At 69.4% G+C, this 22373-nt stretch carries 16 protein-coding genes; 9 read left to right on the forward strand and 7 right to left on the reverse strand.

Annotated elements, in window-relative coordinates:
* Positions 1-48: 48 nt before the first annotated feature.
* Together AB0L97_RS25715 and AB0L97_RS25720 are read left to right on the forward strand one after the other, a co-directional pair.
* A complete protein-coding gene (locus AB0L97_RS25715) occupies positions 49-663 on the forward strand; it encodes a histidine phosphatase family protein (protein WP_364434063.1) in 615 nt (204 codons plus the stop codon).
* A 228-nt stretch (positions 664-891) separates the two neighbouring features.
* Complete coding sequence (locus tag AB0L97_RS25720) at positions 892-1245, forward strand: hypothetical protein (RefSeq protein WP_364434066.1); 354 nt, start codon at positions 892-894, stop codon at positions 1243-1245.
* A gap of 69 nt (positions 1246-1314) precedes the next feature.
* Here AB0L97_RS25720 and AB0L97_RS25725 read toward each other — a convergent pair whose 3' ends face one another.
* From AB0L97_RS25725 to aroQ, 4 genes are all read right to left on the reverse strand, one after another.
* Positions 1315-2214: a cutinase family protein gene (locus AB0L97_RS25725; RefSeq protein ID WP_355073331.1), complete on the reverse strand. Its 900-nt coding sequence runs from the start codon at positions 2212-2214 to the stop codon at positions 1315-1317.
* 319 nt (positions 2215-2533) lie between these two features.
* Positions 2534-4003 carry a glutamate synthase subunit beta gene (locus AB0L97_RS25730; protein WP_355073333.1) on the reverse strand — a complete coding sequence of 490 codons (1470 nt, stop codon included), beginning with the start codon at positions 4001-4003 and terminating at the stop codon, positions 2534-2536.
* Complete coding sequence (gene gltB / locus AB0L97_RS25735; protein ID WP_364434071.1) at positions 3996-8648, reverse strand: glutamate synthase large subunit; 4653 nt, start codon at positions 8646-8648, stop codon at positions 3996-3998. The genes AB0L97_RS25730 and gltB overlap by 8 nt, the downstream gene beginning before the upstream one ends.
* A 739-nt stretch (positions 8649-9387) precedes the next feature.
* A complete protein-coding gene (aroQ, locus tag AB0L97_RS25740) occupies positions 9388-9960 on the reverse strand; it encodes a gamma subclass chorismate mutase AroQ (protein WP_364434074.1) in 573 nt (190 codons plus the stop codon).
* Positions 9961-10141: 181 nt separating this feature from the next.
* Here aroQ and AB0L97_RS25745 point away from each other — a divergent pair, with 181 nt between their 5' ends.
* On the forward strand, positions 10142-11845 hold the full coding sequence (locus tag AB0L97_RS25745; protein ID WP_355073337.1) for a DUF4407 domain-containing protein: 1704 nt from the start codon (positions 10142-10144) through the stop codon (positions 11843-11845).
* 91 nt (positions 11846-11936) lie between these two features.
* Positions 11937-13487 carry an adenylate/guanylate cyclase domain-containing protein gene (locus AB0L97_RS25750; protein ID WP_364434078.1) on the forward strand — a complete coding sequence of 517 codons (1551 nt, stop codon included), beginning with the start codon at positions 11937-11939 and terminating at the stop codon, positions 13485-13487.
* 134 nt (positions 13488-13621) lie between these two features.
* On the opposite strand, the gene AB0L97_RS25755 is transcribed toward AB0L97_RS25750, so the two are convergent.
* The 3 genes from AB0L97_RS25755 to AB0L97_RS25765 all read right to left on the reverse strand — a co-directional run bounded on the left by AB0L97_RS25755 (position 13622) and on the right by AB0L97_RS25765 (position 17414).
* A complete protein-coding gene (locus AB0L97_RS25755; protein WP_364434081.1) occupies positions 13622-14206 on the reverse strand; it encodes an isochorismatase family protein in 585 nt (194 codons plus the stop codon).
* Positions 14203-15492 carry an MFS transporter gene (locus tag AB0L97_RS25760; protein WP_364434084.1) on the reverse strand — a complete coding sequence of 430 codons (1290 nt, stop codon included), beginning with the start codon at positions 15490-15492 and terminating at the stop codon, positions 14203-14205. Before AB0L97_RS25760 ends, AB0L97_RS25755 begins: the two co-directional genes overlap by 4 nt.
* Before the next feature lie 383 nt (positions 15493-15875).
* Positions 15876-17414, reverse strand: a complete 1539-nt coding sequence (locus AB0L97_RS25765; protein ID WP_364434087.1) for an MFS transporter — start codon at positions 17412-17414, stop codon at positions 15876-15878.
* Positions 17415-17498: 84 nt separating this feature from the next.
* Between AB0L97_RS25765 and AB0L97_RS25770 the strand changes: the two genes are divergently transcribed.
* The 5 genes from AB0L97_RS25770 to AB0L97_RS25790 all read left to right on the forward strand — a co-directional run bounded on the left by AB0L97_RS25770 (position 17499) and on the right by AB0L97_RS25790 (position 22317).
* On the forward strand, positions 17499-18038 hold the full coding sequence (locus tag AB0L97_RS25770) for a TetR/AcrR family transcriptional regulator (protein ID WP_355073346.1): 540 nt from the start codon (positions 17499-17501) through the stop codon (positions 18036-18038).
* 91 nt (positions 18039-18129) lie between these two features.
* Positions 18130-18927: a hypothetical protein gene (locus AB0L97_RS25775; protein WP_364434091.1), complete on the forward strand. Its 798-nt coding sequence runs from the start codon at positions 18130-18132 to the stop codon at positions 18925-18927.
* Complete coding sequence (locus tag AB0L97_RS25780; RefSeq protein WP_364434094.1) at positions 18924-19973, forward strand: DUF4129 domain-containing protein; 1050 nt, start codon at positions 18924-18926, stop codon at positions 19971-19973. The genes AB0L97_RS25775 and AB0L97_RS25780 overlap by 4 nt, the downstream gene beginning before the upstream one ends.
* A 67-nt stretch (positions 19974-20040) precedes the next feature.
* Complete coding sequence (locus AB0L97_RS25785; protein ID WP_364434097.1) at positions 20041-21018, forward strand: MoxR family ATPase; 978 nt, start codon at positions 20041-20043, stop codon at positions 21016-21018.
* Positions 21019-21021: 3 nt separating this feature from the next.
* Positions 21022-22317: a DUF58 domain-containing protein gene (locus tag AB0L97_RS25790; RefSeq protein WP_364434100.1), complete on the forward strand. Its 1296-nt coding sequence runs from the start codon at positions 21022-21024 to the stop codon at positions 22315-22317.
* Positions 22318-22373 lie beyond the last annotated feature (56 nt).

Genomic DNA, 22373 nt, shown 5'->3' on the forward strand with positions numbered 1-22373 from the left:
GATGGGGCCGGATGGAGTGGGCCAAGGGTATGCGGCAGAGTGGGGTGGGTGCAGTTGATTCTCGTTCGCCATGCCCAGCCGGTCCGGATGCTGACTTCGGGTGGGCCCGCCGATCCGGAGTTGGCCCCGGTAGGGCTGGAGCAGGCCGAGCGGGTGCCCGCGGCTCTCGGCCATCACCGGATCTCCCGGGTGGTGAGCAGCCCGCAGCGCCGGGCTCGGGAGACGGCGGCGCCGACCGCCACGAAACTGGGGCTCGGTGTCGATGTCGTCGACGACCTCGCCGAATACGATCGCGATCTACCGGCCTACATTCCCATCGAGGACGCGAAGGTCGAATTCCGCGACGCCTATGACCGGATCAAGGCCGGGCATCTTCCGGTGCAGGTGGACGGTGCGGCATTCAAGGCCAGGGTGTACGCCGCGGTCGCCGATATCGTCGCGGCCACCGATCCGGCCGACACTGTCGTCGCGTTCGCGCACGGCGGTGTGATCAACGTGCTGCTGCAAGAGGTCCTCGAGCTGGAGAGGCCGCTGACCTTCCCCATCGACTACTGCTCGATCACCCGCATCCTGTTCTCCCGCACGGGGCGCCGCACGGCCGCCACCGTCAACGAGAACGGGCACGTCTGGGACCTGTTGCCCCGCAATATCGCCTCGAGCTGAGCACTCACGAGGATTGCCAGGCCGACCGCACCGGTGTCCCAGTCACGGGAGGGCCCTACGTTTTCGGTGCCTGCTCAGACCATGCCGGCGATCCGCTGATCGCCACGCCCTGAGTTATTCACAGCCGATTGCCAGGCCCGTCGCACCGATGTCCCAGTGACCGAACCTTCGATAGGACCGGTGAGCCGCTGCCGAACGGCGACTCACGGTTCGAGAGAAAGGAATTCCGTGTCGCTCTCCAAAACCGCTACGCCGCTGCGGCGTCTGGCCGGGGTCGCCGCGGCCGGTGCGCTGATCACCGTCCCCCTCGCGGCCCTCGCGGCGACCGCGTCCGCCGAAACCACCGCCGACCAGGCGCAGATCCAGCTAGTGGACGCGCCGCAGCAGGGCACCGGCATCGACGGCGGCCCTCGTCATTTCGAACGTTTCGAACGGCACGACGGGCCGGACAACGGGCCTCGTCTTTTCGAACATTTCGAACGGCACGACGGCCCGGACTGTGGGCCGGACAACGGCCCGTGGCGGGATGGCCCGCGGCAGAAGCACTTCTTCCATGTGCTTCCGCCCACCGGGTCCAGCTAGACCCTCCGGCCGCATCGAAAAGGGCCCACTTCCGAGTTCGGAGGTGGGCCCTGTGGTTTCGGTGCCAGGTCAGGCCATGCCCGCGATCCAGTTGTGCATCCAGGAGATGGCCGTCTGGCCGCCACCCACCGGGTAGCTGCCGTACAGGGTGTGCGCCTGCGACTTGTAGAAACGCTCCAGGTCCTTGACTCGCTGCTCGTTGGCCGAGTCGGTCAGCTGCGCCTGCAGGACCGGGACACCGCCCGAACTCATCAGATCGCCGAAGATGTTGCCCGCCTCGATCTGGTAGCGCCACATGTTGGCCGGATTGGCGTCCGACGCCTGGGCGAGGAAACCGGCGAACCGTGTGACGAAGTCCTCGGTCGCGGTGGCGCAGTAGAGGTCGTCGAGCGCGCAGATGGTGCGGGTGCGGTCACTGATCCAGCCGAAGCCGCCGACACGGGGACCACCGGCGCCCGCTCCCGGCGCGACCGGGCCGACCTGGATGTCGGTGGGCGAACGACGCGGATCGGAGATCAGGCCCACGCCGGCGATGCGGTCGGGCGGCACGACACCGAGGCCGGTGCCGATCTCGGCGGCGAGGTCACCGGCGGCGTCCGCGCCCTGGCTGTAGCCGACCAGCGCGATCTTGGTCGCACCGCACTGCTGCGCCATGTTCGCGATCAGGCCACGCGCGTTGTCGACCGCTTCTTTCTTGGAGTTGCCGTAAACCTCGCCCTCCCAGGGGAAGGCGGTCGCGGCGTAGGTCACGTAATCGACCTCCGCGGAGGACGGCAGGCCACGGGTGACGCCGGACAGCATGCCCGGCTGCGGGTTCTTTTCGTGCCCGGTCTCCCAGGTACCCGGGATCGCCACCACGTACAGGCTCGGGCAGCCGGGGGCGGCGTTCGCCGAACCGCTACCGAGAACCAATCCGGACATCACGGTCGCGGACGCACCCAGAGCCGCGACGACCTTCTTCCACTGCATACCGCTCCAAACCTCGCCCTCGTCGACTTCCCGCCGAGTTGCCGCGTCAATGCTGAACGCACTGGATGTCGTTCCAGTGCACGCCGGGTGAACAGAAGTCACCCGACCGGATGAGGTGCGCTCGTAACCACATCCCAAGATCAGCAGTACGCCGGAGATCACAATAAGGCCACGCCCGCCGCAATGCCATTCGAACCCCGCAGTGTGTCGGATTTCCGTGGCCGGGGCGACTCGAAGCCGGGAAATCGCACGCGAAAAGGCGCCTGTGGACGAGTTGTCCACAGGCGCCTTTCGTTTCCGCTCCGGTAAGAGAGGGGACCTAGCGCTGAGCCACCATGGTGGGGGTGATCGGCGCCGGGAGGGCGGTCTCGCCTTCCAGGTACCGGTCCACGCCCGCGGCCGCGGCGCGGCCTTCGGCGATGGCCCAGACGATGAGCGACTGGCCGCGGCCCATGTCACCCGCGACGAAGACGCCGGGAACGTTGGTCGCCCAGTTCTTGTCGCGCTGCACGTTGCCGCGCTGGTCGTAGCCGACGCCGAGATCGCTGAGCAGGCCCGGCTTCTCGGGACCGACGAAGCCCATGGCCAGCAGCACCAGGTCGGCCTCGAGCGTGAAGTCGGTGCCCTCCACCTTCTCGAACCGGCCGTTGACCATCTTGACCTCGTGCGCCTCCAGGCCGGTCACCTTGCCGTCCGCGCCGACGAAGCGCTCGGTGTTCACCGAGAACACGCGCTCGCCGCCCTCCTCGTGCGCCGAGGAGACCCGGTACATCAGCGGGTAGGTCGGCCACGGGGTGGACGCGGCCCGCTCCTCCGGGGGACGCGGCATGATCTCGAACTGGTGGATGCTCGCCGCGCCCTGCCGGTGCGAGGTGCCGAGGCAGTCGGCGCCGGTGTCGCCACCGCCGATGATGACGACCTTCTTGTCCTTCGCGTGGATGGGCGGCAGGCCCGCTTCGTCGGTGACGTCGTCGCCGAGCTGCACCCGGTTGGCCCAGGGCAGGAACTCCATGGCCTGGTGGATGCCGTCCAGATCGCGGCCCGGGATCGGCAGGTCACGCGCCAGCGTGGCGCCGCCGGCCAGCACGATCGCGTCGTACTGCTCGCGCAACTGCTCGGCGGTGATGTCGACGCCCACGTTCACACCGGTCTTGAAGATGGTGCCCTCGGCCTCCATCTGCGCGAGACGGCGATCGATGAAGCGCTTCTCCATCTTGAATTCCGGGATGCCGTAGCGCAGCAGACCGCCGATGCGGTCGGCCCGCTCGAACACGGTCACGGTGTGCCCGGCGCGGGTCAGCTGCTGCGCCGCGGCCAGACCGGCCGGACCGGAACCGACGACGGCGACCTTCTTGCCGGTGAGGCGGGTCGGGTAGACCGGGGTCACCCAGCCCTCGTCGAAGGCGTTCTCGATGATCTCGACCTCGACCTGCTTGATCGTGACCGGATCCTGGTTGATGCCGAGCACGCAGGACGCCTCACACGGCGCGGGACACAACCGCCCGGTGAACTCCGGGAAGTTGTTGGTCGCGTGCAGCCGGTCGATGCCTTCGCGCCAGCGGTCCTTGTAGACCAGGTCGTTCCACTCGGGGATCAGGTTCCCCAGCGGACAGCCGTTGTGGCAGAACGGGATACCGCAGTCCATGCACCGGCTGGCCTGGGTCTGCAAGGTCTGGTGGGAGAAGTTCTCCTCGTAGACCTCTTTCCAGTCCATCAGGCGCAGCGGCACCGGGCGCCGCTTGGGCAGTTCCCGTGCGGTGTGCTTCAGAAAACCCTGGGGGTCAGCCACGAGCGGCCTCCATAATCGCTTCGTCCACGTCCTTGCCGCTCTTCTCAGCTTCGGAGATGGCGAGCAAAACCTTCTTGTATTCGCGCGGCATGACCTTCACGAAATGGTTCACCTGCTGCGACCAGTCGCTCAGAATGCGCTCGGCCACCGGGGAACCGGTCTGGTCACGGTGCTGGGTGATGATGTCGTGCAGCCAGGTGAAATCGTCACCGGCCAGCTGCTCGACGGCGTCGGCCTGCTCAGGGTTGAGCTTGGACGCGAAGGTGCCGTTCGGGTCGAAGACGAACGCCACGCCGCCGGACATACCGGCGCCGAAGTTGCGTCCGGTCTCACCCAGGATGACCACCCGGCCGCCGGTCATGTACTCGCAGCCGTGGTCGCCCACGCCCTCGACCACCGCGGTGGCGCCGGAGTTGCGCACGGCGAACCGCTCGCCGACCACACCGCTGAGGAAGACCTGGCCGCTGGTGGCGCCGAACAGGATCACGTTGCCCGCGATGATGTTCTGCTCGGCGACGAACTCGCCGGGCGCGTTCAGCGACGGGCGCACCACCAGGCGGCCGCCGGAAAGACCCTTGCCGACATAGTCGTTCGCGTCACCCTGCACGCGCAGCGTGATGCCGGCGGGCACGAAGGCGCCGAAGCTGTTGCCCGCCGACCCGGTGAAGGTGATGTCGATGGTGTCGTCGGGCAGGCCCGCGCCACCGTAGAGCTTGGTCACCTCGTGGCCGAGCATGGTGCCGACGGTGCGGTTCACGTTCGTGATCTTGGTCTCGAACTTCACCGCCTGACCGCGCTCGAGCGCGTCGCGGCTCTGCACGATCAGCTGCTGGTCCAGCGCCTTGTCCAGGCCGTGGTCCTGCGCCTTGGTGCAGCGGCGGTCCTGGTACATGAACGCCGTCTCGACGTCGTCCAGGATCGGCGAGAGGTCCAGCTTGCTGGCCTTCCAGTGCTGCTTGGCGCGCGAGGTGTCGAGCAGGTCCACCCGGCCGATCGCCTCGTCCAGCGAGCGGAAGCCCAACTGCGCCAGCAGTTCCCTGACCTCTTCCGCGATGAACCGGAAGAAGTTCTCGACGAATTCCGGCTTGCCGGTGAACCGCTCGCGCAGCACCGGGTTCTGCGTCGCGACGCCGACCGGGCAGGTGTCCAGGTGGCAGACGCGCATCATGATGCAGCCCGACACCACCAGCGGTGCGGTGGCGAAGCCGTACTCCTCGGCGCCGAGCAGCGCGGCGATCATCACATCGCGGCCGGTCTTCATCTGGCCGTCGACCTGCACGACGATGCGGTCACGCAGCCCGTTGAGCAGCAGCGTCTGCTGGGTCTCGGCCAAGCCGAGTTCCCAGGGGCCGCCCGCGTGCTTCAGCGAGGTCAGCGGCGAAGCACCGGTGCCGCCGTCGTGGCCCGAGATCAGCACGACATCGGCGTGCGCCTTGGAGACGCCCGCCGCGACGGTGCCGACGCCCGGCTCGGCGACCAGCTTCACGTGGATGCGCGCCTGCGGGTTCGCGTTCTTCAGGTCGTGGATCAGCTGCGCCAGATCCTCGATCGAGTAGATGTCGTGGTGCGGCGGCGGCGAGATCAGGCCGACGCCCGGCGTCGAGTGCCGCACCTCGGCGACCCACGGGTACACCTTGTGCGCCGGAAGCTGGCCGCCCTCACCGGGCTTCGCGCCCTGCGCCATCTTGATCTGGATGTCGGTGCAGTTGGTCAGGTAGTGCGCGGTCACGCCGAAGCGGCCGGAGGCCACCTGCTTGATCGCGCTGCGCCGCCAGTCGCCGTTCTCCTCCGGCTCGAAGCGCGCGGGGGACTCGCCGCCCTCGCCCGAGTTCGACCGGCCGCCGAGACGGTTCATCGCGATCGCCAGGGTTTCGTGCGCCTCCGCCGAGATGGAGCCGTAGCTCATCGCGCCGGTGGAGAACCGCTTCACGATCGCCGATACCGGCTCGACCTCGTCGATGGAGATCGGGGAACGCGCGTTTTGCTTGAACTTGAACAGACCGCGCAGCGATGCCAGCCGCTCGGACTGGTCGTCGACCAGCTTGGTGTACTCCTTGAAGATCGAGTACTGGCCGGACCGGGTGGCGTGCTGCAGTTTGAACACCGTGTCCGGGTTGAACAGGTGGTATTCGCCCTCGCGCCGCCACTGGTACTCGCCGCCGACCTCGAGCTCGCGGTGCGCGCGCTCGTTGCGGTTCTCCAGGAACGCGATGCGGTGCCGCTGCGCGACGTCGTCGGCGATCTCGTCCAGGCCGATGCCGTCCAAGTGCGAGCGCAGGCCGGTGAAGTACTCGTCCACCAGGTCCTGCGACAGGCCGATCACCTGGAACAGCTGGGCGCCGTTGTAGGAGGCCAGCGTGGAGATGCCCATCTTGGACATCACCTTCAGCACACCCTTGCCCGCGGCCTTGTTGTAGTTCGCGACCGCCTTGCGGTAGTCGGCGGCCAGGTCGCCGGTGCTGCCCGGTACCTCGAGCGCGCCGCGCTCGAGCATGTCCTCGATGCTCTCGAAGGCCATGTAGGGGTTGATCGCGGCGGCGCCGAAGCCGACCAGGGTGGCCATGTGGTGCACCTCGCGGGCGTCACCGGCCTCCACGACCAGGCCGACCTTGGTACGGGTGCGCTCGCGCACCAGGTGGTGGTGCACCGACGAGGTCAGCAGCAGCGAAGGGATCGGCGCCAGCTTCTCGTTGGACTCGCGGTCGGACAGCACGATGATCCGCGCGCCGCCGTCGATGGCGGCCGACACCTGGGTGTTGATCGCCTCCAGCGCCCTGCGCAGGCCCTTGCCGCCCTTCTTCACGGGGTACAGGCCGCGCACGACCACCGAGCGCAGCTCGGGGTGCGATCCGTCGTCGTTGATGTGCACGAGCTTGGCCAGCTCGTCGTTGTCCAGGATCGGCTGCTCGAGCGCGATCATGTTGCAGGACTCCGGTCCCGGGTGCAGCAGGTCGGCCTCCGGGCCGATGTTGCGCTTGAGGCTGGTGACCACCTCTTCCCGGATCGCGTCCAGCGGCGGGTTGGTGACCTGCGCGAACAGCTGGGAGAAGTAGTCGAACAGCAGGCGCGGACGGGCCGAGAGCACCGCGATCGGGGTGTCGGTGCCCATCGAGCCGAGCGCTTCGCCTCCGGTCTTGGCCATCGGCGAGATCAGTAGGTTGAGCTCCTCGGTGGTGTATCCGAAGATCTGCTGGCGGATCAGCACGCGGTCGTGCGACATGTGCACGTGCGGGCGGTCGGGCAGGTCGGCCAGGCGGGAGACGCCCGCGTCCAGCCACTCCTGGTAGGGCTGCTCGGCGGCGAGCAGGGACTTGACCTCTTCGTCACCGACGATGCGGCCCTGGGCGGTGTCGACCAGGAACATGCGGCCCGGCTGCAAGCGCGCCTTCTTGACCACCTTGGACGGGTCGATGTCCAGGACGCCGACCTCGGAGGCCATCACGACCAGGCCGTCGTCGGTCACCCAGATGCGGCTCGGCCGCAGGCCGTTGCGGTCGAGCACGGCGCCGACGACGGTGCCGTCGGTGAAGCACACCGACGCGGGGCCGTCCCACGGCTCCATCAGCATCGAGTGGTACTCGTAGAAGGCCCGCTGCTGCGGGTTCATGTTCTCGTTGCGTTCCCAGGCCTCGGGAATCATCATCAGCACGGCGTGGGGCAAGCTGCGGCCGCCGAGGTGCAGCAGTTCCAGCACCTCGTCGAACCGGGCGGTGTCGCTCGCCCCCGGGGTACAGACGGGGAAGATCTTCTCCAGCCGGTTCTTGCCCGCCGAGTCGACGCCGAAGACGTCGCTGCGCAGCAGCGCCTCGCGGGCGCGCATCCAGTTCTCGTTGCCGGTGACGGTGTTGATCTCACCGTTGTGCGCCACCCGGCGGAACGGGTGCGCCAGCGGCCAGGACGGGAAGGTGTTGGTGGAGAACCGGGAGTGCACGATTCCGAGGGCGCTCTCCACCCGGGAGTCCTGCAGATCCAGGTAGAACGCGCGCAGCTGCGGCGTGGTGAACATGCCCTTGTAGACGAAGGTCTGCCCCGACAGGCTCGGGAAGTAGACCGACTCCCTGCCGACCGCACCCTCACCGGCTCCGGCCGACCCCAGCTCACGCTCGACGCGCTTGCGCACCACGTAGGCGCGACGCTCCAGATCCATATCCGACAGCGGATCGGAGGCGTTCTTCGGCGATGCGATGAAGATCTGCCGGAAGCTCGGCATGGCGTCGCGCGCCAGCGCGCCCAGCGACGACTCGTCGATCGGCACCTCGCGCCAGCCGAGGACGTCGAGGCCCTCTTCCTTGACGATCTTCTCCACGCCGTAGGCGGCGCGCGCGGCTTCGCGGCGGGCCTGCGGCAGGAAGGCGATACCGGTGGCGTAGGAACCCTCCGGCGGCAACTCGAAGTCCACGATGGCGCGGAAGAAGCGGTCCGGGACCTGGATCAGGATGCCCGCACCGTCGCCGCTGTTGGGCTCGGCGCCCGCGGCGCCACGGTGCTCCAGGTTCAACAGAGCCGTAATAGCCTTGTCGACGATGTCGCGGCTGCGGCGGCCGTGCATGTCGACGACGAATGCGACGCCGCAGGCGTCGTGCTCGTTCGCCGGGTCGTAGAGCCCGATGGGTCCAGGTGACCGGTGGCCAGGAAGTTGCGTCATGCCTCTGCCTTCAGGAAAGTCGGCCTTCGAAGAAAACGGCCTTTCGTCGAACGCCTCCGTACAAGACTGCGCCCGTACGTTCCGAAGCCAGCCGCGCTGATGGTCTTCGGCGTGCAGTCAGGTCTGCAGTTTTTTCCACCCGCTTCTGTGACGTAGTGGGTGCCCTTCGGTAACGGATCCCTAACAAGATCCTTACCTCCGAGCGGGTGCTCGACCGCTACGCTGAGCACCTGGCTAGGGCTGCCCGAGCGGGCGAGGTAGCCGAACGTTCTGTGTTCGGCGTAAGAGCAAACGATAAGTCAGGTCCAGGGCCCAACCAACTTAGGTTGCGCTAATAACCAGGTTTAGCTGGGCTTCTGCATTGGGTCCTCCACGTGTGCGCGCCGTCCAGTGTAAAGCAGCGAGCGCCATGCGATCGATCCCCATGGCACCCGGTGCCAGCTGGGAAAACCGACGCGCGACACCTACCCGAGACCTTCCTCACAAGACCCGGAAACCGCCCTCACCTGCGTCGAAATGGATTTCCCCCGCTGGACGCCCGGCAAACCAAGTGGCGGCGGCTAACTCGGCGCTGTGACCGATGAGAGATTCCCGACAGCTGCGTGACAAGCAATGAATATGATCCGACCGTCCGGACTCTTTTGCCCACTGTGGGGTTCAGCACATATCCAGCAAATATCAAGAAGTGGTGTTGGACACATCTTTCCGCGCGAGGTCGCCCGGCGGGCCCGGCCGCGGCCTACGCCGCGCAGAGCGACACGGCGGCCCGCACCAGCGCCGCTCGGTGCAGGACATCGGCGCGGTCCGCGACGACCACGCCGAAGACGCTGCGCGCCAACTGTTCCGCGCAATCCGGCGCGGTCAGCTCCGCTCGGTGCCCGGCGAGCTGATCGAGGATCTCGACGTTCACCCGGTCGATGACCGGGCGCACCGAGTCGAGTCCCACCGGCGCGGTGGGCGCCGCGGCCGGGTCGAAGCGCCACCTCGTCATCAGCCCCCGCTGCACCGTCTTACTGGCCTCGATCTGCCCGAGGAAAACCTGCCGCACCCAGTTCTCCGACAGCTCACGGTCGTGGCCGAGCCGGATCATGACCTCGTAGACCTCCGCCTCACGGACCGGATCGTCGATGGTCGGCTCGATGCCGGGCTCACCCGCGGTCGACCACTTCGCGGCGGCCACCGCGTCGGCGGTGTCCAAGCGCTCGACCACGAGGGCGACCAGCCGGTCGAGCGACCGGTCGGCCGGAGCGGCCCCCGCGCTGACCGGCCAAGTCAGCGCCGCCGCCAAGAGCGTCAACCAGACTCCGCGCACGTTGTGACCTCCTGGAATCGCCCACCCCGGATACGAAGCACCGGATGATCTGTGAGCCTTACCACATCCGACCGTCCCTGCTCGCTGCGAACCGGGCGAGCCTGTCACGCTGTCACAACGAATCCGTGACAGTTTCGTCGCGCCCGTGAAAGCGCCTGGGACGTAGAGGATGTGCATTCCGATGACCGTCACCGGCTTGTTCACCTGGCTCGGCGGCGGCCGGACCAGCGCGATCAGCGATCGTCACGAGCGTGCCGGATACGCCGTCACCGGTGCTGTGGTGCTGTTGTTCGCCACGATCTCCGGTGTGGTCGCCGCCCTGGCCGCGGCCTCGGCGTGGCCGTGGTCGGCCGCGCTGGCCTCGGGCATCGTGGTCGCCGCGCTCACCGGCGCGCTCGCCAGGGCACTGGCGACCGCGCGGCCGAGCGGCGGACCGGATCGGCTCGGGCTGGTCGCGCGCATCGCGGTCGCCGTGCTGGCCGGTGGGCTACTCGCGGAACTGGCCGCGATCGTGCTGTTCAGCGGGTCCGTCGACCGGGTGCTGGCGGAGAAGGCGCAGCGCTCGCTCGATTCCGCGCCGCGGGTCGTCGCGGCGCAGGCGGAACTGGACCGGGCGAAAGCCGACCGGGCCGCGCTCGAACAGGCGATCGCGATGGCCCAGAACGATATCGACCACGCCCTGGTGATCGCACGCTGCGAATTCAATCCGACCCCGGAGTGCCCGCGGACCAGGATCACCGGCGTGCCGGGCCGTGGGCCGGAAGCGCAGACGGCCAACGCCATGCTCGACGACGCCCGCAAGCATCTCGCCACCGCGCAGGACCGAGTGGACGCGGCCGATCGCCGGATCGACGCCGACCAGGCCGCCCTGTCGGCCGCGCGCACCGCCGCCTTCGACGACGCCGACCGTGGGCTCGGCGCGCGCTGGCAGGCGATGAACGACTACACCGTGCACGACGCGCTGCCGCTGCGCATTCTCACCATCCTGGCGTTCGTCGCCTTCGCGCTGCTGCCGCTGGTGCTGCGCTGGTGGCGTGGCGAGACCTCGTTCGACCGGCACAACGCGGCGCGCACCGTGCACGACCGCGCCGAGCGGGAAGCCGACGCGGTGATCGCGGTCAAACAGGCCGAGGTACGCGCCGAGGCCGAGACCCTGCGCGCCGAGCAGCAGCTCACCGCCGCCCGCCTCGCCGTCGAGGCGGACACCGCCATCGATCGGGAACGGCAGCGCACCCGCATCATCGCGGCCATCGGCGGCATCGAGATCGGCATCACCGAGCCGCCGCGCCGCCCCGAACTTCCCGCCGCCACGGCGGACGACCGAAAGGACAGCGCCATGCCCGACGAGGCGACGCCGAACCTACCCGCGCCCACCGGCGTGCACCCGCAGGTGCCCGCCGTCGCATCCGCACCGGCAGCGCCGAGTGGCGGCGGTCTCGAGCTGCCGCTGATCGGCACGGTCCCGTTCACCGACACCGCGGCGCGTTTCATCCGGCCGCTCGTTCCGTCCTTCGTCGCCAACGCGATCGATACGGCCACGCATCCGTTGCGCACGGCGCGGCAGGCGTTCGAGGAGGTCGAGGAGATCACCTTCACGCTGCGGCGCACCCGCAAGGTCACCGTCGACGGCCAGACCTCGCATCCGCAGGCGGTCGGCTACCAGTTGCCGCCCGGCGCGCCCGAGATCGCGCATGCCCAGCACATCGCCGCCACCGTCGTGGACGCCGCGTACTCCGCGCCGCACGCCCCGCGCTATTCCTCGCTTCCGCCCACCGGCGCAGCCGGCTACGGTCTGCCCACCGGCGCCCACCGTGACGAACTGCCGGGCCACCACCGCCCCGAACTCCCCGAGCCCGGCCGCCGCGAACTGCCGCCGGGTCGCTGACCGCACCACTGCCACCCACGGCCCACCCGGCGCCGGATCCGGCCGAGTGCGGCCTACGGCGCTGGGGCGCTCCGCGGCTTACGCTGCACCCATGCAACACAGGGAGGTGACGCTCGCCGCGGCGCCGTGGGGGTCGCGATTGCTCGGGTCCGCCGAGGAGTCGTCGGGGCTACGACGCATTCGCGTCCAGCTGTTGCTCACCGTGCCCACGCTGTTGGGCAATCTGACGGGCATGGTCGTGTCGATCGTCCTGGTCGGCTTCGTCTTGCCGGGCCCGTCGGTGTTCACCCGGGATCTCCTGCTGCTCGACGTGCTCGCCGCACCGCTGTACGCGACCTGCGCGCTGTTGCTCGGCCTGTGGTGGGGCACCACCCGCGAATTGCGCGCGCTGCGGTGGGCCACCGATCCGGACCGCGTGCCGACCGAGGAGGAGATGGCCGCGGCCACGGCGGTGCCGCGCAGGCTGGTGCGCGACCAAGCGCTGCTGTGGTTCGGCGGGCTCGTGTTGCTGACCACGCTGTACGGGCTGGCCGAACCGCAACTGATCCCGAAGGTGGCCTTCGGCATCGCGATCAGTGCCATCGTGGTGTGCGCGAACAGCTACCTGATCATCGAGTTCGCGCTGCGGCCCGTCACCGCCCGGGTGCTGGAAGCCGCGGATTCCGGTCGGCGCCGCGGCATCGGCGTCTTCGGACGCTCGCTCGTCGTCTGGGTGGTCGGCTCCGGCGTGCCGGTGGCCGGAATGATGGTGCTCGCGGTGCTGGCGCTCACGATGGATGACGTCACCAAGGCGCGACTGGCGGTCTGCGTGCTGTCGCTCGGCGGCGCGACACTGGTCTTCGGTCTCCTGCTGATGACGCAGACCTTGGCCGCGACCGTCGCGCCCATCCTCGGCGTGCGCCGCGCGATGCGTCAGGTGGAGGATGGCGATCTCGATGTCGCGCTGGCCGTTTACGACGGCACCGAGCTGGGTGAGCTGCAGAGCGGTTTCAACCACATGGTGGAGGGACTGCGCGAGCGCGAGCAGATCAGGGACCTGTTCGGCAGGCATGTCGGCCGTGAGGTCGCCGCGGCCGCGTTGGCGGGCGACCCGGCGCTCGGCGGTGTGGAGACCGACGCCGCGGCCCTGTTCATCGACATCGTCGGCTCGACGACCATGGCCGCGACCATTCCCGCGCCGGAGATGGTCGCCATTCTCAATCGGTTCTTCGGCATCGTGGTCGACGAGGTGGAACACCACGGCGGGCTGGTCAACAAGTTCGAGGGTGACGCGGCCCTGGCCGTCTTCGGCACGCCCGCTCCGCTGGCCGACGCCCCGGGCGCGGCGCTGGCCACCGCCCGCGCGATCCTGGCTCGGCTCGACAGCACCGCGACCGATTTCGTCGCGGCCATCGGCGTGGCCGCGGGCCGGGTGGTCGCGGGCAATGTCGGCGCGCATCAGCGCTACGAGTTCACCGTCATCGGCGACGCCGTCAACGAAGCGGCTCGCCTGTGCGAACTCGCCAAGCAGCAGGGCCTGCTGCTCGCCTCCGGCGCAACCGTCGCGGCGTCCGCCGAGTCCGAAGCCGGACACTGGCGGCTCGGTGAATCCGTCACCCTTCGCGGCCGCCTCGCGCCGACCCGGCTCGCCCGCCCGGCCTGACGCTCCTCGCTACCGCCCGCTGTTCGCGCGCCCCGACTCCGCACTCGATCGCCGGACACGGCCCGACCTTGCATCGGGACGAGCTGAGCTGCGGCCGGCGCCACCACCGAGGCCGGATCCACCTTCTGCCGGGGTCAGGCGCGGGTCTTGGCAAGATTTTCGACGATCTCGGCGGTGCAACCGGTTTCGCCGAGGAGGGGGAAGATCCGTTCGATGCTGTTGCGGTGCGCCTCCACGTTCAGATCGGCCATGGCGTCCGTCGCGAGCGTGACGTGGTAGCCGTGTTCGAAGGCGGCGCGAGCGGTCGACTCCACGCCGATGCTGGTGGTGAGCCCGGCCAGCACGATCTGTGTGACGCGGCGGCGGCGCAGTTGCAGATCGAGGTCGGTTCCGTGGAAGGCACCCCAAGTGCGCTTGGTCACCGTGATGTCGTCAGGGTGACCGGCGAGGTCGTCGACGATGACATCCCAGCCGTCGGGCAATGAACCTGGTGGGCTCGAGATGTCGCTGCGACCTGGAGCGGCATCCGCTCCGTCCGCACGGGCCGTCACCCGCACCAGGACGACCGGGGCGCTGTGCTCGTGGAAAGCACGGGCCAGCTCGACCGCCCGGGCGACCACTTCTCGACCGGTATAGGGGACGGTCGGCGCGTCGATGAGGGCGTTCTGCAAGTCGACGAGGACCAGCGCGCTGGACGGGTCGAGTGCGGTGACAGTCATGAATTTTGCCTGGCTTCCTGCGAAACGCTTGCCGTTTGTGGTTGAAGGGTTGTCGCCACCGCAAGGTCGGGTGCAGGTGCGGATTCCTGGCGACGGGGTAGCAGCAGCGGGCTGACGAGGATCAGCAGTCCCGCGACCGTGATAGCCGTGCGCGGGCTGGTCACGTCGGCGAGCAGTCCGCCGAGCGCGCTGAGCACTGCGATGGAAGCGCTGCTGCTGATCGACCAGGCCGACAGGGTGCGGGCGACGCGGTCTTCGGGTGTGTGCTCGAGTCGATAGGTGGCCAGTACCGGGTTGTACAGGCTCATGCTGATGATGATCGCGAGCTCGACAGCGATCACTGTCGCGAGGCCTGCGACACCGGGCTGGACGAACGCGAGGCCGATCAGCCAGATCGCGCGCAGCGTGCCGACGGTGCGCAGGACCCGGTGCCTGCCGTATCGCTCCACGACACGGCCGGCAAGGCGTGAGCCGATGAGTCCGCCGACGCAGGGGGCGGCGAAGGCGAGGCCGTACTGCCAGGGTGGGAATCCGAGCTCGCGGAGCAGCAGTACGGCCAGGAGCGGCTCGGTGGCCATGATCAGTCCGCCCACGAGCAGCTGGTTGAGGTAAAGCGCCCGTAATCCCGGATGAGCCAGCAGGTACCGCCAGCCTTCGAGCAACTCACCGGCCCGCAGCCGGGGCTTGCCGGTCCGCCGCGGAGGTTCTTCCCTGCCGCGAATCGCCATGACCGCCAGCGCGGAGAGCAGGTAACTCAGCGCGTCGGCCACCACGGTGGTGACCGGCCCGAACAAACCGATCGCCGCTCCGCCCAGCGGCGGCCCTACGGCGGTGGAACTCCACGTCGTCGACTCGAATCGCGCGTTGGCCACGAGCAGGTCCTCGGGCCGCGCAAGGGCTTTGAGATAGGCGCCGCTCGCCGCGTTGAAGGCGATCTTGGCCGCGGCGACCACGGCCGAGACGACCAGCAGCTGGACGAAACCGAGTCGGCCGAAGGCATAGGCGAGCGGGATCGTCGTCATGACCGCGAACCGGGTGAGGTCCATCGCGATCATCACCGGTCGCTTGCGGCGATATTCCACCCACGGCCCGAGCGGCAACGCGATCAGCGCGCCCACCGCCGGCCCCACCGCCGACAGCGCGGACACTTGTCCGGTGCCTGCGTGCAGCACCAGCACGGCGATCAGCGGCAACGCACCGAACCCAAGACCCGACCCGTAGGCGCTGACCGCGTAGGCCGCCCACAACCATCCGAACTGCCGACCGAGAGATCGTCCGGTCCCCAAGCTTCGCACCTCTCGATCGCACAACTCACTGTTGACCGCCATGGATCAAAGCAAGGCGCGGAGGTGTGATCAAACAACCGAATCAGCGATGATCCACAACCAAATGTTGTGCGATTCGAACGCAGCGACTACCTCGACTTCACACGAGCGGACGCGCCCGACACCCAGGTCCGGGTATTGCATGGGCGCAGCGCATCCCGCGCATCACGGCGACGGCCGGCTTGATCGGCACCGCAGTCGGTCCGATGTCGCGCGGTGAACCCTCATGATCGTCTTCAGCGGGCTCACCGCCGCCGACCGGGCAGTGGTGGTTCCGCAGCCGGCGGGTCGGCCGCGGCCTCGAACACCGGCGTGGGCAGCGCCGCGCAATCCGGCCCGCGAAATCACCCGCGCGCATGGCGCAAACGGAACGCCACCGCGGCCGCGATCAACAAGATCGCGGTGGTACCGAGGGCCGCGAAGTGGATGCCCGAGACGAAGGACTCGTGCACCGAGGCGAGGAACGCGCGCCCGGCGGCCTCCGGCAATTCACGTGCGAAAGCCGTGGCGGCGCCCAGGGATTCCGAGGCGGCAGCCATCCGGTCGCCCGGCACGTGCGTCGGATCGAGACCGTCGCGGAAGATCGCCATGACCACGCTGCCGAGGATCGCGACGCCCAGCGCGACGCCGGTCTCGTACGCGGTCTCCGACACGGCGGCGGCCGCGCCCGCGCGCTCCGGCGGCGCCGAGCCGACCACCAGGTCGGAGGACACGGTGAGCGCGACGCCCACGCCTGCCCCGATGAACAGGAAACCGAGTACGAACGGCGTGGTACTGGTGGCCGCGTCGGGGCCGAGCAGGCCGAACAGCGCCGCGCCCACCGCCGCCGTGATCAGCGCGCCGCCCAGCACCGTGCCCGGCCGCAGCCGCCGCACCAGCCAGGCCGCGGCGAGCGAGGCGATCATCCCGGCCGACAAACCGGGCAGCAACAGCAATCCCGCTTGCAGTGGGGAGCGTCCCAGCACCAACTGGAGGTACTGCGAGCCGAAGAAGAGCACACCGGCCAGCGCGAACACCGCGAGCAGATTGGTCAGCACCGCCGTACGGAACTTCGGCAGCGCGAACAGCGCCAGGTCCAGCATCGGTTGCTCCAATCGTCGCTGCCTGCGCACGAACCACGCCCCGGCAAGCAGGCCGATCAGACTGATCACCGCGACCCGGACACTCGGCCCGTGCGCCGCGAATTCCTTCACCGCGTACACCACCGGCACCAGCGCGAGCATCGACAGCACGGCGCTGAGCAGGTCGAAACGACCGGGCCGCGGATCACGCGACTCCGGGATCAGCAGCGGACCGAGCCCGATCAGCACCAGCATGACCGGCAGGTTCACCAGGAAGACCGAACCCCACCAGTAGTGCTCGAGCAGCCAGCCGCCCAGCAGCGGTCCCGCCGCGGCGCCACCGCCCGCCATCGCGCTCCACACCGCGATCGCGACGGTTCGCTGCCGCGGATCGAGGAACATCGACCTGATCAGTGCCAGTGTCGCGGGCATCAGCGTCGCACCGGCGACACCCTGCAGTACGCGCGCCGCGATGAGCATTTCCGGCGTCAGGGACCACGCCGCGAGTATCGATGCGACACCGAATCCCGCCGCGCCGAGCAGCAGCAATTTGCGCCGCCCGATCCGGTCGCCGAGGTTGCCCATGACGACGAGCAATCCGGCGAGCACGAACGAGTAGACGTCGATGATCCACAGCAGTTGCGGTGTGGTCGGCGCGAGATCGGCGCTGATCGCGGGCACGGCCAGATCGAGCACCGTCGCGTCGACGGCCAGCAGCAGTAGCGCGAGCGCCAGCACGGACAACCCCACCCACTCGCGTGTCCCCGCTCGAGGTGGGGCGTTGGTCGATCGTTCGGCGGGTTGCGCGGTCTGGGTGGTCATGACTTTCTCGACTTCCGTCGTCTGTTTCTTACCGTCCAGACGGTATAGTACTCACATAACCGTCCGGACGGTATAGTCAACCGGGTGACGGCTGACACCCGCGACCGAATCCTGGATGCGCTCGAGACCTTGCTCCTGGAGAAAGGCATGTCGCACGTGACTCTGGAGAATGTCGCGGCCACCGCGGGCGTTTCCAAAGGCGGCTTGCTCTATCACTTCAAGAGCAAGGACGCGCTGCTCGCGGGCTTGGTCCGCAGACTGGCCGACCGTGCGGGCCAGCAGTTGGACAACTCGGTCGCCAAAGGCGGCTCGGTAGCCGAGTGGTACCTGCAGACGCCGAACCCGGCCGTCGAGGCGGAGGCGGTGGAGCTGGAACTCTACCGGTCCATGCTCGCGACCATGCGCACCATCGACGCCACGCCCGAGCCGGACGAGGTGCAGCAGGCGTTGGTGGACCTGATGAATTCCTGGTCGGACGGTCTGGACGAGGAGGTCGCCGACCCGGTTCAGGCCGACCTCATCCGACTGGTCGGCGACGGCGTGTACCTGCGCGCGCTGCTCGGTCTTCCGCCCATCGATCCCGTTCGCTACCGGCACGTGGTGGACCGCTTACTGCGGCGCTGACGGTTAGACTCGGCCCGTGCTGCCAGCCGCCGAACCGGCCGGCGCCGTCGGGGCGGGAACAGATCCGGTACCGGGGTCTCCTGGAGCGACGGTGCCGATCCGACCGCTGAGTTTCCGCGAACTGCTCGATGTGCCGTTCGCGCTGATCCAGGCGAACATCCGCGCCCTGGCCGGGTTGAGCGCGACGGGCTTGCTGCTCGCCGAAGCCGTGGTCGTCGCGGTGACCGCGGGCGCCTCCGCGCTCACCGACGGCTCCGACCCCGGCACCGCGTGGGCGGCGATCCTGTCCACCGCGGCCTGCGCGTGGCTGCTGCGGTTCGCGTTACGCGGCACGACCGTGGCCCTGGGGCTCGCGACCGTCGACGGAACCCCGATCGGCCGACGGACCGCGCTGCGCCGATTCGGTGGGACGCTCGGTCCGTTGCTGGTCTTCCAACTGCTGTTCACCATGGTGGGCGTCGGCGTGCTCGCGGTGGGCGGCCTGCTGATCGTGACGCTGCCGCTCGCGGCGATCTGGCTGGGCCGGCTGCGCGCCCGCCGCTGGGTCGCGGTGCCGGTGCTGTTGGTCGAACGCACGTCGCATCGCGACGGCGTCGCGCGCGCGAAACTGCTCGCCGAAGGCGCGGAGTGGCCGACCACCGGGCTCTGGATCGCCCAGCGGGCCCTGTTCACGCTGCTCGCCATCCCACTGCTCGGCATCCCGCTGTTCGTCTCGGACTTCTCCGGCACGCACCGGTGGCCGGTGATCGTGCTGACCACGTCGGCGGTGCTGCTGCTGACGGCATTCGGCGAAGTGGTCGAGGCTTCGTCGCGGGTGGTGTGCTACGTCGATCGCCGCTGCCGCAGAGAGGGTTTGGACATTCGCATTCCGAGGCGGGAGGCGCGATGAGCGATCCCGTGCCGATGGAGCCGCGAACGGCCGACCCCGCGCCCGGCACCCCGCGGCTCGGCGCCGCCGCCGATCATCGCGCCGCCGCCGAAACAGCCGCCGCGAAGCGGGATTTCGACCGCGCCCTGCGGGAACGTTTCCGCGCCGTGCTGCGCGGCCTGGAACAAGGCGGTGTGCTGGAGGTGCGGCGGTCGCGGACCGCGCGGGAGACCGCCGACGACGTGACGACCGCGTTGCCGCTCGAGACCGCCACCGAGTTCCAGCCCGCCGCACGAAGCTTCGACGAGGTGGTCTACGGCGGACGCCGCGCCACCGAGGACGAATATCGCAGGCTGGAATACGCCGACCGGTTCTCCGGGTCCGCGCCGCCCCCCGCACCGGAACCGGTCGAGATCGAGGCGGTCGAGCAGGAGCCGCGCACCAGGCGAAAACTGCCGCCGCTGCCGAACCTGGTGCGCGATCCCAGGTTCTGGGCGGTGCTCGCCGCGACGGCCGCGTTGTTGCTGCTGGTCTACGGCGTCGCGCAGTCCTGCGGCGCGCCGATCGCGCCTACCGCCCCGCCGCCGCAACCGCCGCCGGATCTGCCCGACGTCCCTCCGCCGGACCGCCCCGGCTTCGGGGCGGGTGACGACGCGATCTGGGACCGGCTGCCCGCACCGGTCTTCTACGGCGGCGTGCAGTTCCTGATCGCCGCCGCGCTGGTGGTGTGGTGGCGTGCCCGCAGACGGGGCGCTCTGGTGCGCGAACCCCGCCCCGTCGAAGTGGCCGCGAACGAACTGCTCGGCGGCCAGGCCGCGCTGTATCGCCGCTCGAAGGATCACGATCACGTCGCCGGAAAGCTGCGGGCGGCCGCGCTGCGCCGCATCCGCACCCCTCTCGGCATCACGGCCGACACCCCGCCGGACCGGATCGTCGCCGTGATCGCCGCGCGCGTCGGCGCCGACCCGGCCCAGATCGGCGCCGCCCTGTTCGGCCCGGTTCCCGATCCCGAGACCCTCCGGGTGGTCGCCGCTCAGCTCGAATGGATCGAATCGGAGGTCGGATGAGAAGCCCTCGCCCGGTCCTCGCCCGGCTCACCGCCCGCGGGAACGCCCGCGAACCACAGGAGATGGAATGACCAGCACCGAGACCACCCCGACGGCCGAGCAGGCGAGCGCCGCGTTCCATGCTCTGCGCGCCGAGATCGGCAAGGCGGTGGTCGGCAACGACAACGCGGTCATGTACCTGGTGCTCGCGCTGCTGTGCCGCGGCCACGTCCTGCTCGAAGGCGTGCCGGGGGTGGCCAAGACGCTGCTGGTGCGGGCGCTGGCCACGGCGCTGGACCTGGAGCACGCGCGGGTGCAGTTCACCCCCGACCTGATGCCCGGCGACGTCACCGGGTCGCAGATCTACGATCCGCACTCCGCCGAGTTCACCTTCCGGCACGGCCCGGTGTTCACCAACCTGCTGCTCGCCGACGAGATCAACCGCACGCCGCCGAAGACCCAGTCGGCCCTGCTCGAGTCGATGGAGGAGCGCCAGGTCTCGGTGGACGGGAAACCACGGCCGCTGCCCGATCCGTTCGTCGTCGTCGCCACCCAGAATCCGATCGAACAGGAGGGCACCTATCCGCTGCCGGAGGCGCAGCTGGACCGGTTCCTGTTCAAGGTGGACATCCACCTGCCCGGTCGCGACGACGAATTCCGCATCCTGCAACGCCACGCCTCGGGTTTCGATCCGCGCGACCTCACCGCCGCGGGACTGCGTCCGGTCGCGGGCCCGGCGCACATCGCCGCCGCCCGCACCGCGATCGCGCAGACCACGATCAGCCCCGAGGTGCTCGCCTACACCGTCGACGTGTGCCGGGCCACCCGCATCTCGCCCGCTGTACAGCACGGCGCGTCGACCCGTGGCGCGACCGCCCTGATGGCGGCCGCCCGCGCGTTCGCCTGGCTCAACGGGCGCGGGTTCGTCACGCCGGACGATGTGAAGATCGTCGCCGTCGCCGTGCTGCGGCACCGCCTGCACCTGCGCCCGGAGGCCGAACTGGACGGTGTGACCGCCGAAGGCGTGCTGTCGTCGCTGCTGCTCTCGGTCCCGGTCCCGGTGTAGCCGATGGTCGTCACCGGTCGGCTGGCCGCCGCGGCAGGCGTGGCGGCCCTGTTCGTCACCCTGGTCCTGCCCTCGGTGGTCGGCGTGGTCGTGGTGACCTGCGTCCTGGCCGCCGGGCTGCTCGTCGATCTCGGCGCTGGGGGGCGGGCGCGCGACCTGTCGCTGTCCCGCGAGGCATTGACCACGGTGCGGCTCGGCCGCTCCGCCGAGGTGGAACTCGTCGCGGTCAACACCGGAGCCCGCAGGCTGCGCGGGACGGTGTGGGACGACTGGCCCGACAGCGCACGCGCCGAGAACGGCGCGCACGTACTGGATCTCGCCCCTGGTACCAAGGTCCGTTTCCGCACCGTGCTCACGCCCACCTACCGCGGCGATCGGGTCGCGGGCCGGATCACGGTGCGACTGATCGGCCCGCTCGGACTGGCGGGCAGGCAGACGAGGCGGGACGTGCCCGCCCGGGTGCGGGCGCTGCCCGCGTTCCGCGCCGAACGGCTGCTGCGGTCGAAAGTCAAAAGGTTGCAGCACCTCGACGGCCGCAATCTGGCCAACCTGCGCGGGCAGGGCACCGAATTCGACTCGTTCCGCGAGTACGTCGCCGGTGACGACGTGCGCGCGATCGACTGGCGCGCCACCGCCCGCGCCACCGACGTCCTGGTCCGCACCTGGCGGCCGGAGCGCAACCGGCACGTGCTGATGCTGCTGGACACCGGCCGGGTCAGCGCGGGCCGGGTCGGTGACGGTACGCGCTTGGACGCGAGCATCGAGGCGGCCCTGCTGCTCGGCGGTCTCGCCGCCGCCGCGGGGGATTCGGTCGACCTGCTCGCCTTCGACCGCCGAGCGCGCGCCGAGGTCCGAGGTGTCGGCGGAAAGGGTCTCCAGCTGAAGTTGATGCACGCGATGGCCGGAATCACTCCCGCCCTCGTCGACACCGACAGCGCCGGACTGGTGCGAGCGGCCATTCAGCGCACTCGCAGGCGCAGCCTGGTCGTCTGGTTCACCAGCTTGGACGGCGCCGCGGTGGAGGAGAACCTGTTGCCCGTGCTGCCGGTCCTGGCGCAACGGCACCGCGTGCTCATCGTCTCGGTGACCGACCCCGATGTCGCCGCGGCGGCCACCCGGCGCGACAACCTGTCCGACCTGTACGCCGCGGCCGCGGCCGAATCCGTGCTCGCCGAACGCGCGCTGGTCCAGGAATCGCTGCGGCGCACCGGGATCGCGGTCGTCGCGGCGTCTCCGGAACGACTGCCGGAGGCCCTGGCGGACGAATATCTGGAGCTGAAACAATCCGGAGCCCTTTGAGTCTTTTCCGCCGGGCGCCGCGGTCTCGTCGAAGCGCGTCCTCGCGCGCCCGCCGA

Source organism: Nocardia sp. NPDC051911 (genome assembly GCF_040681035.1).
GTDB lineage: Bacteria > Actinomycetota > Actinomycetes > Mycobacteriales > Mycobacteriaceae > Nocardia > Nocardia sichangensis.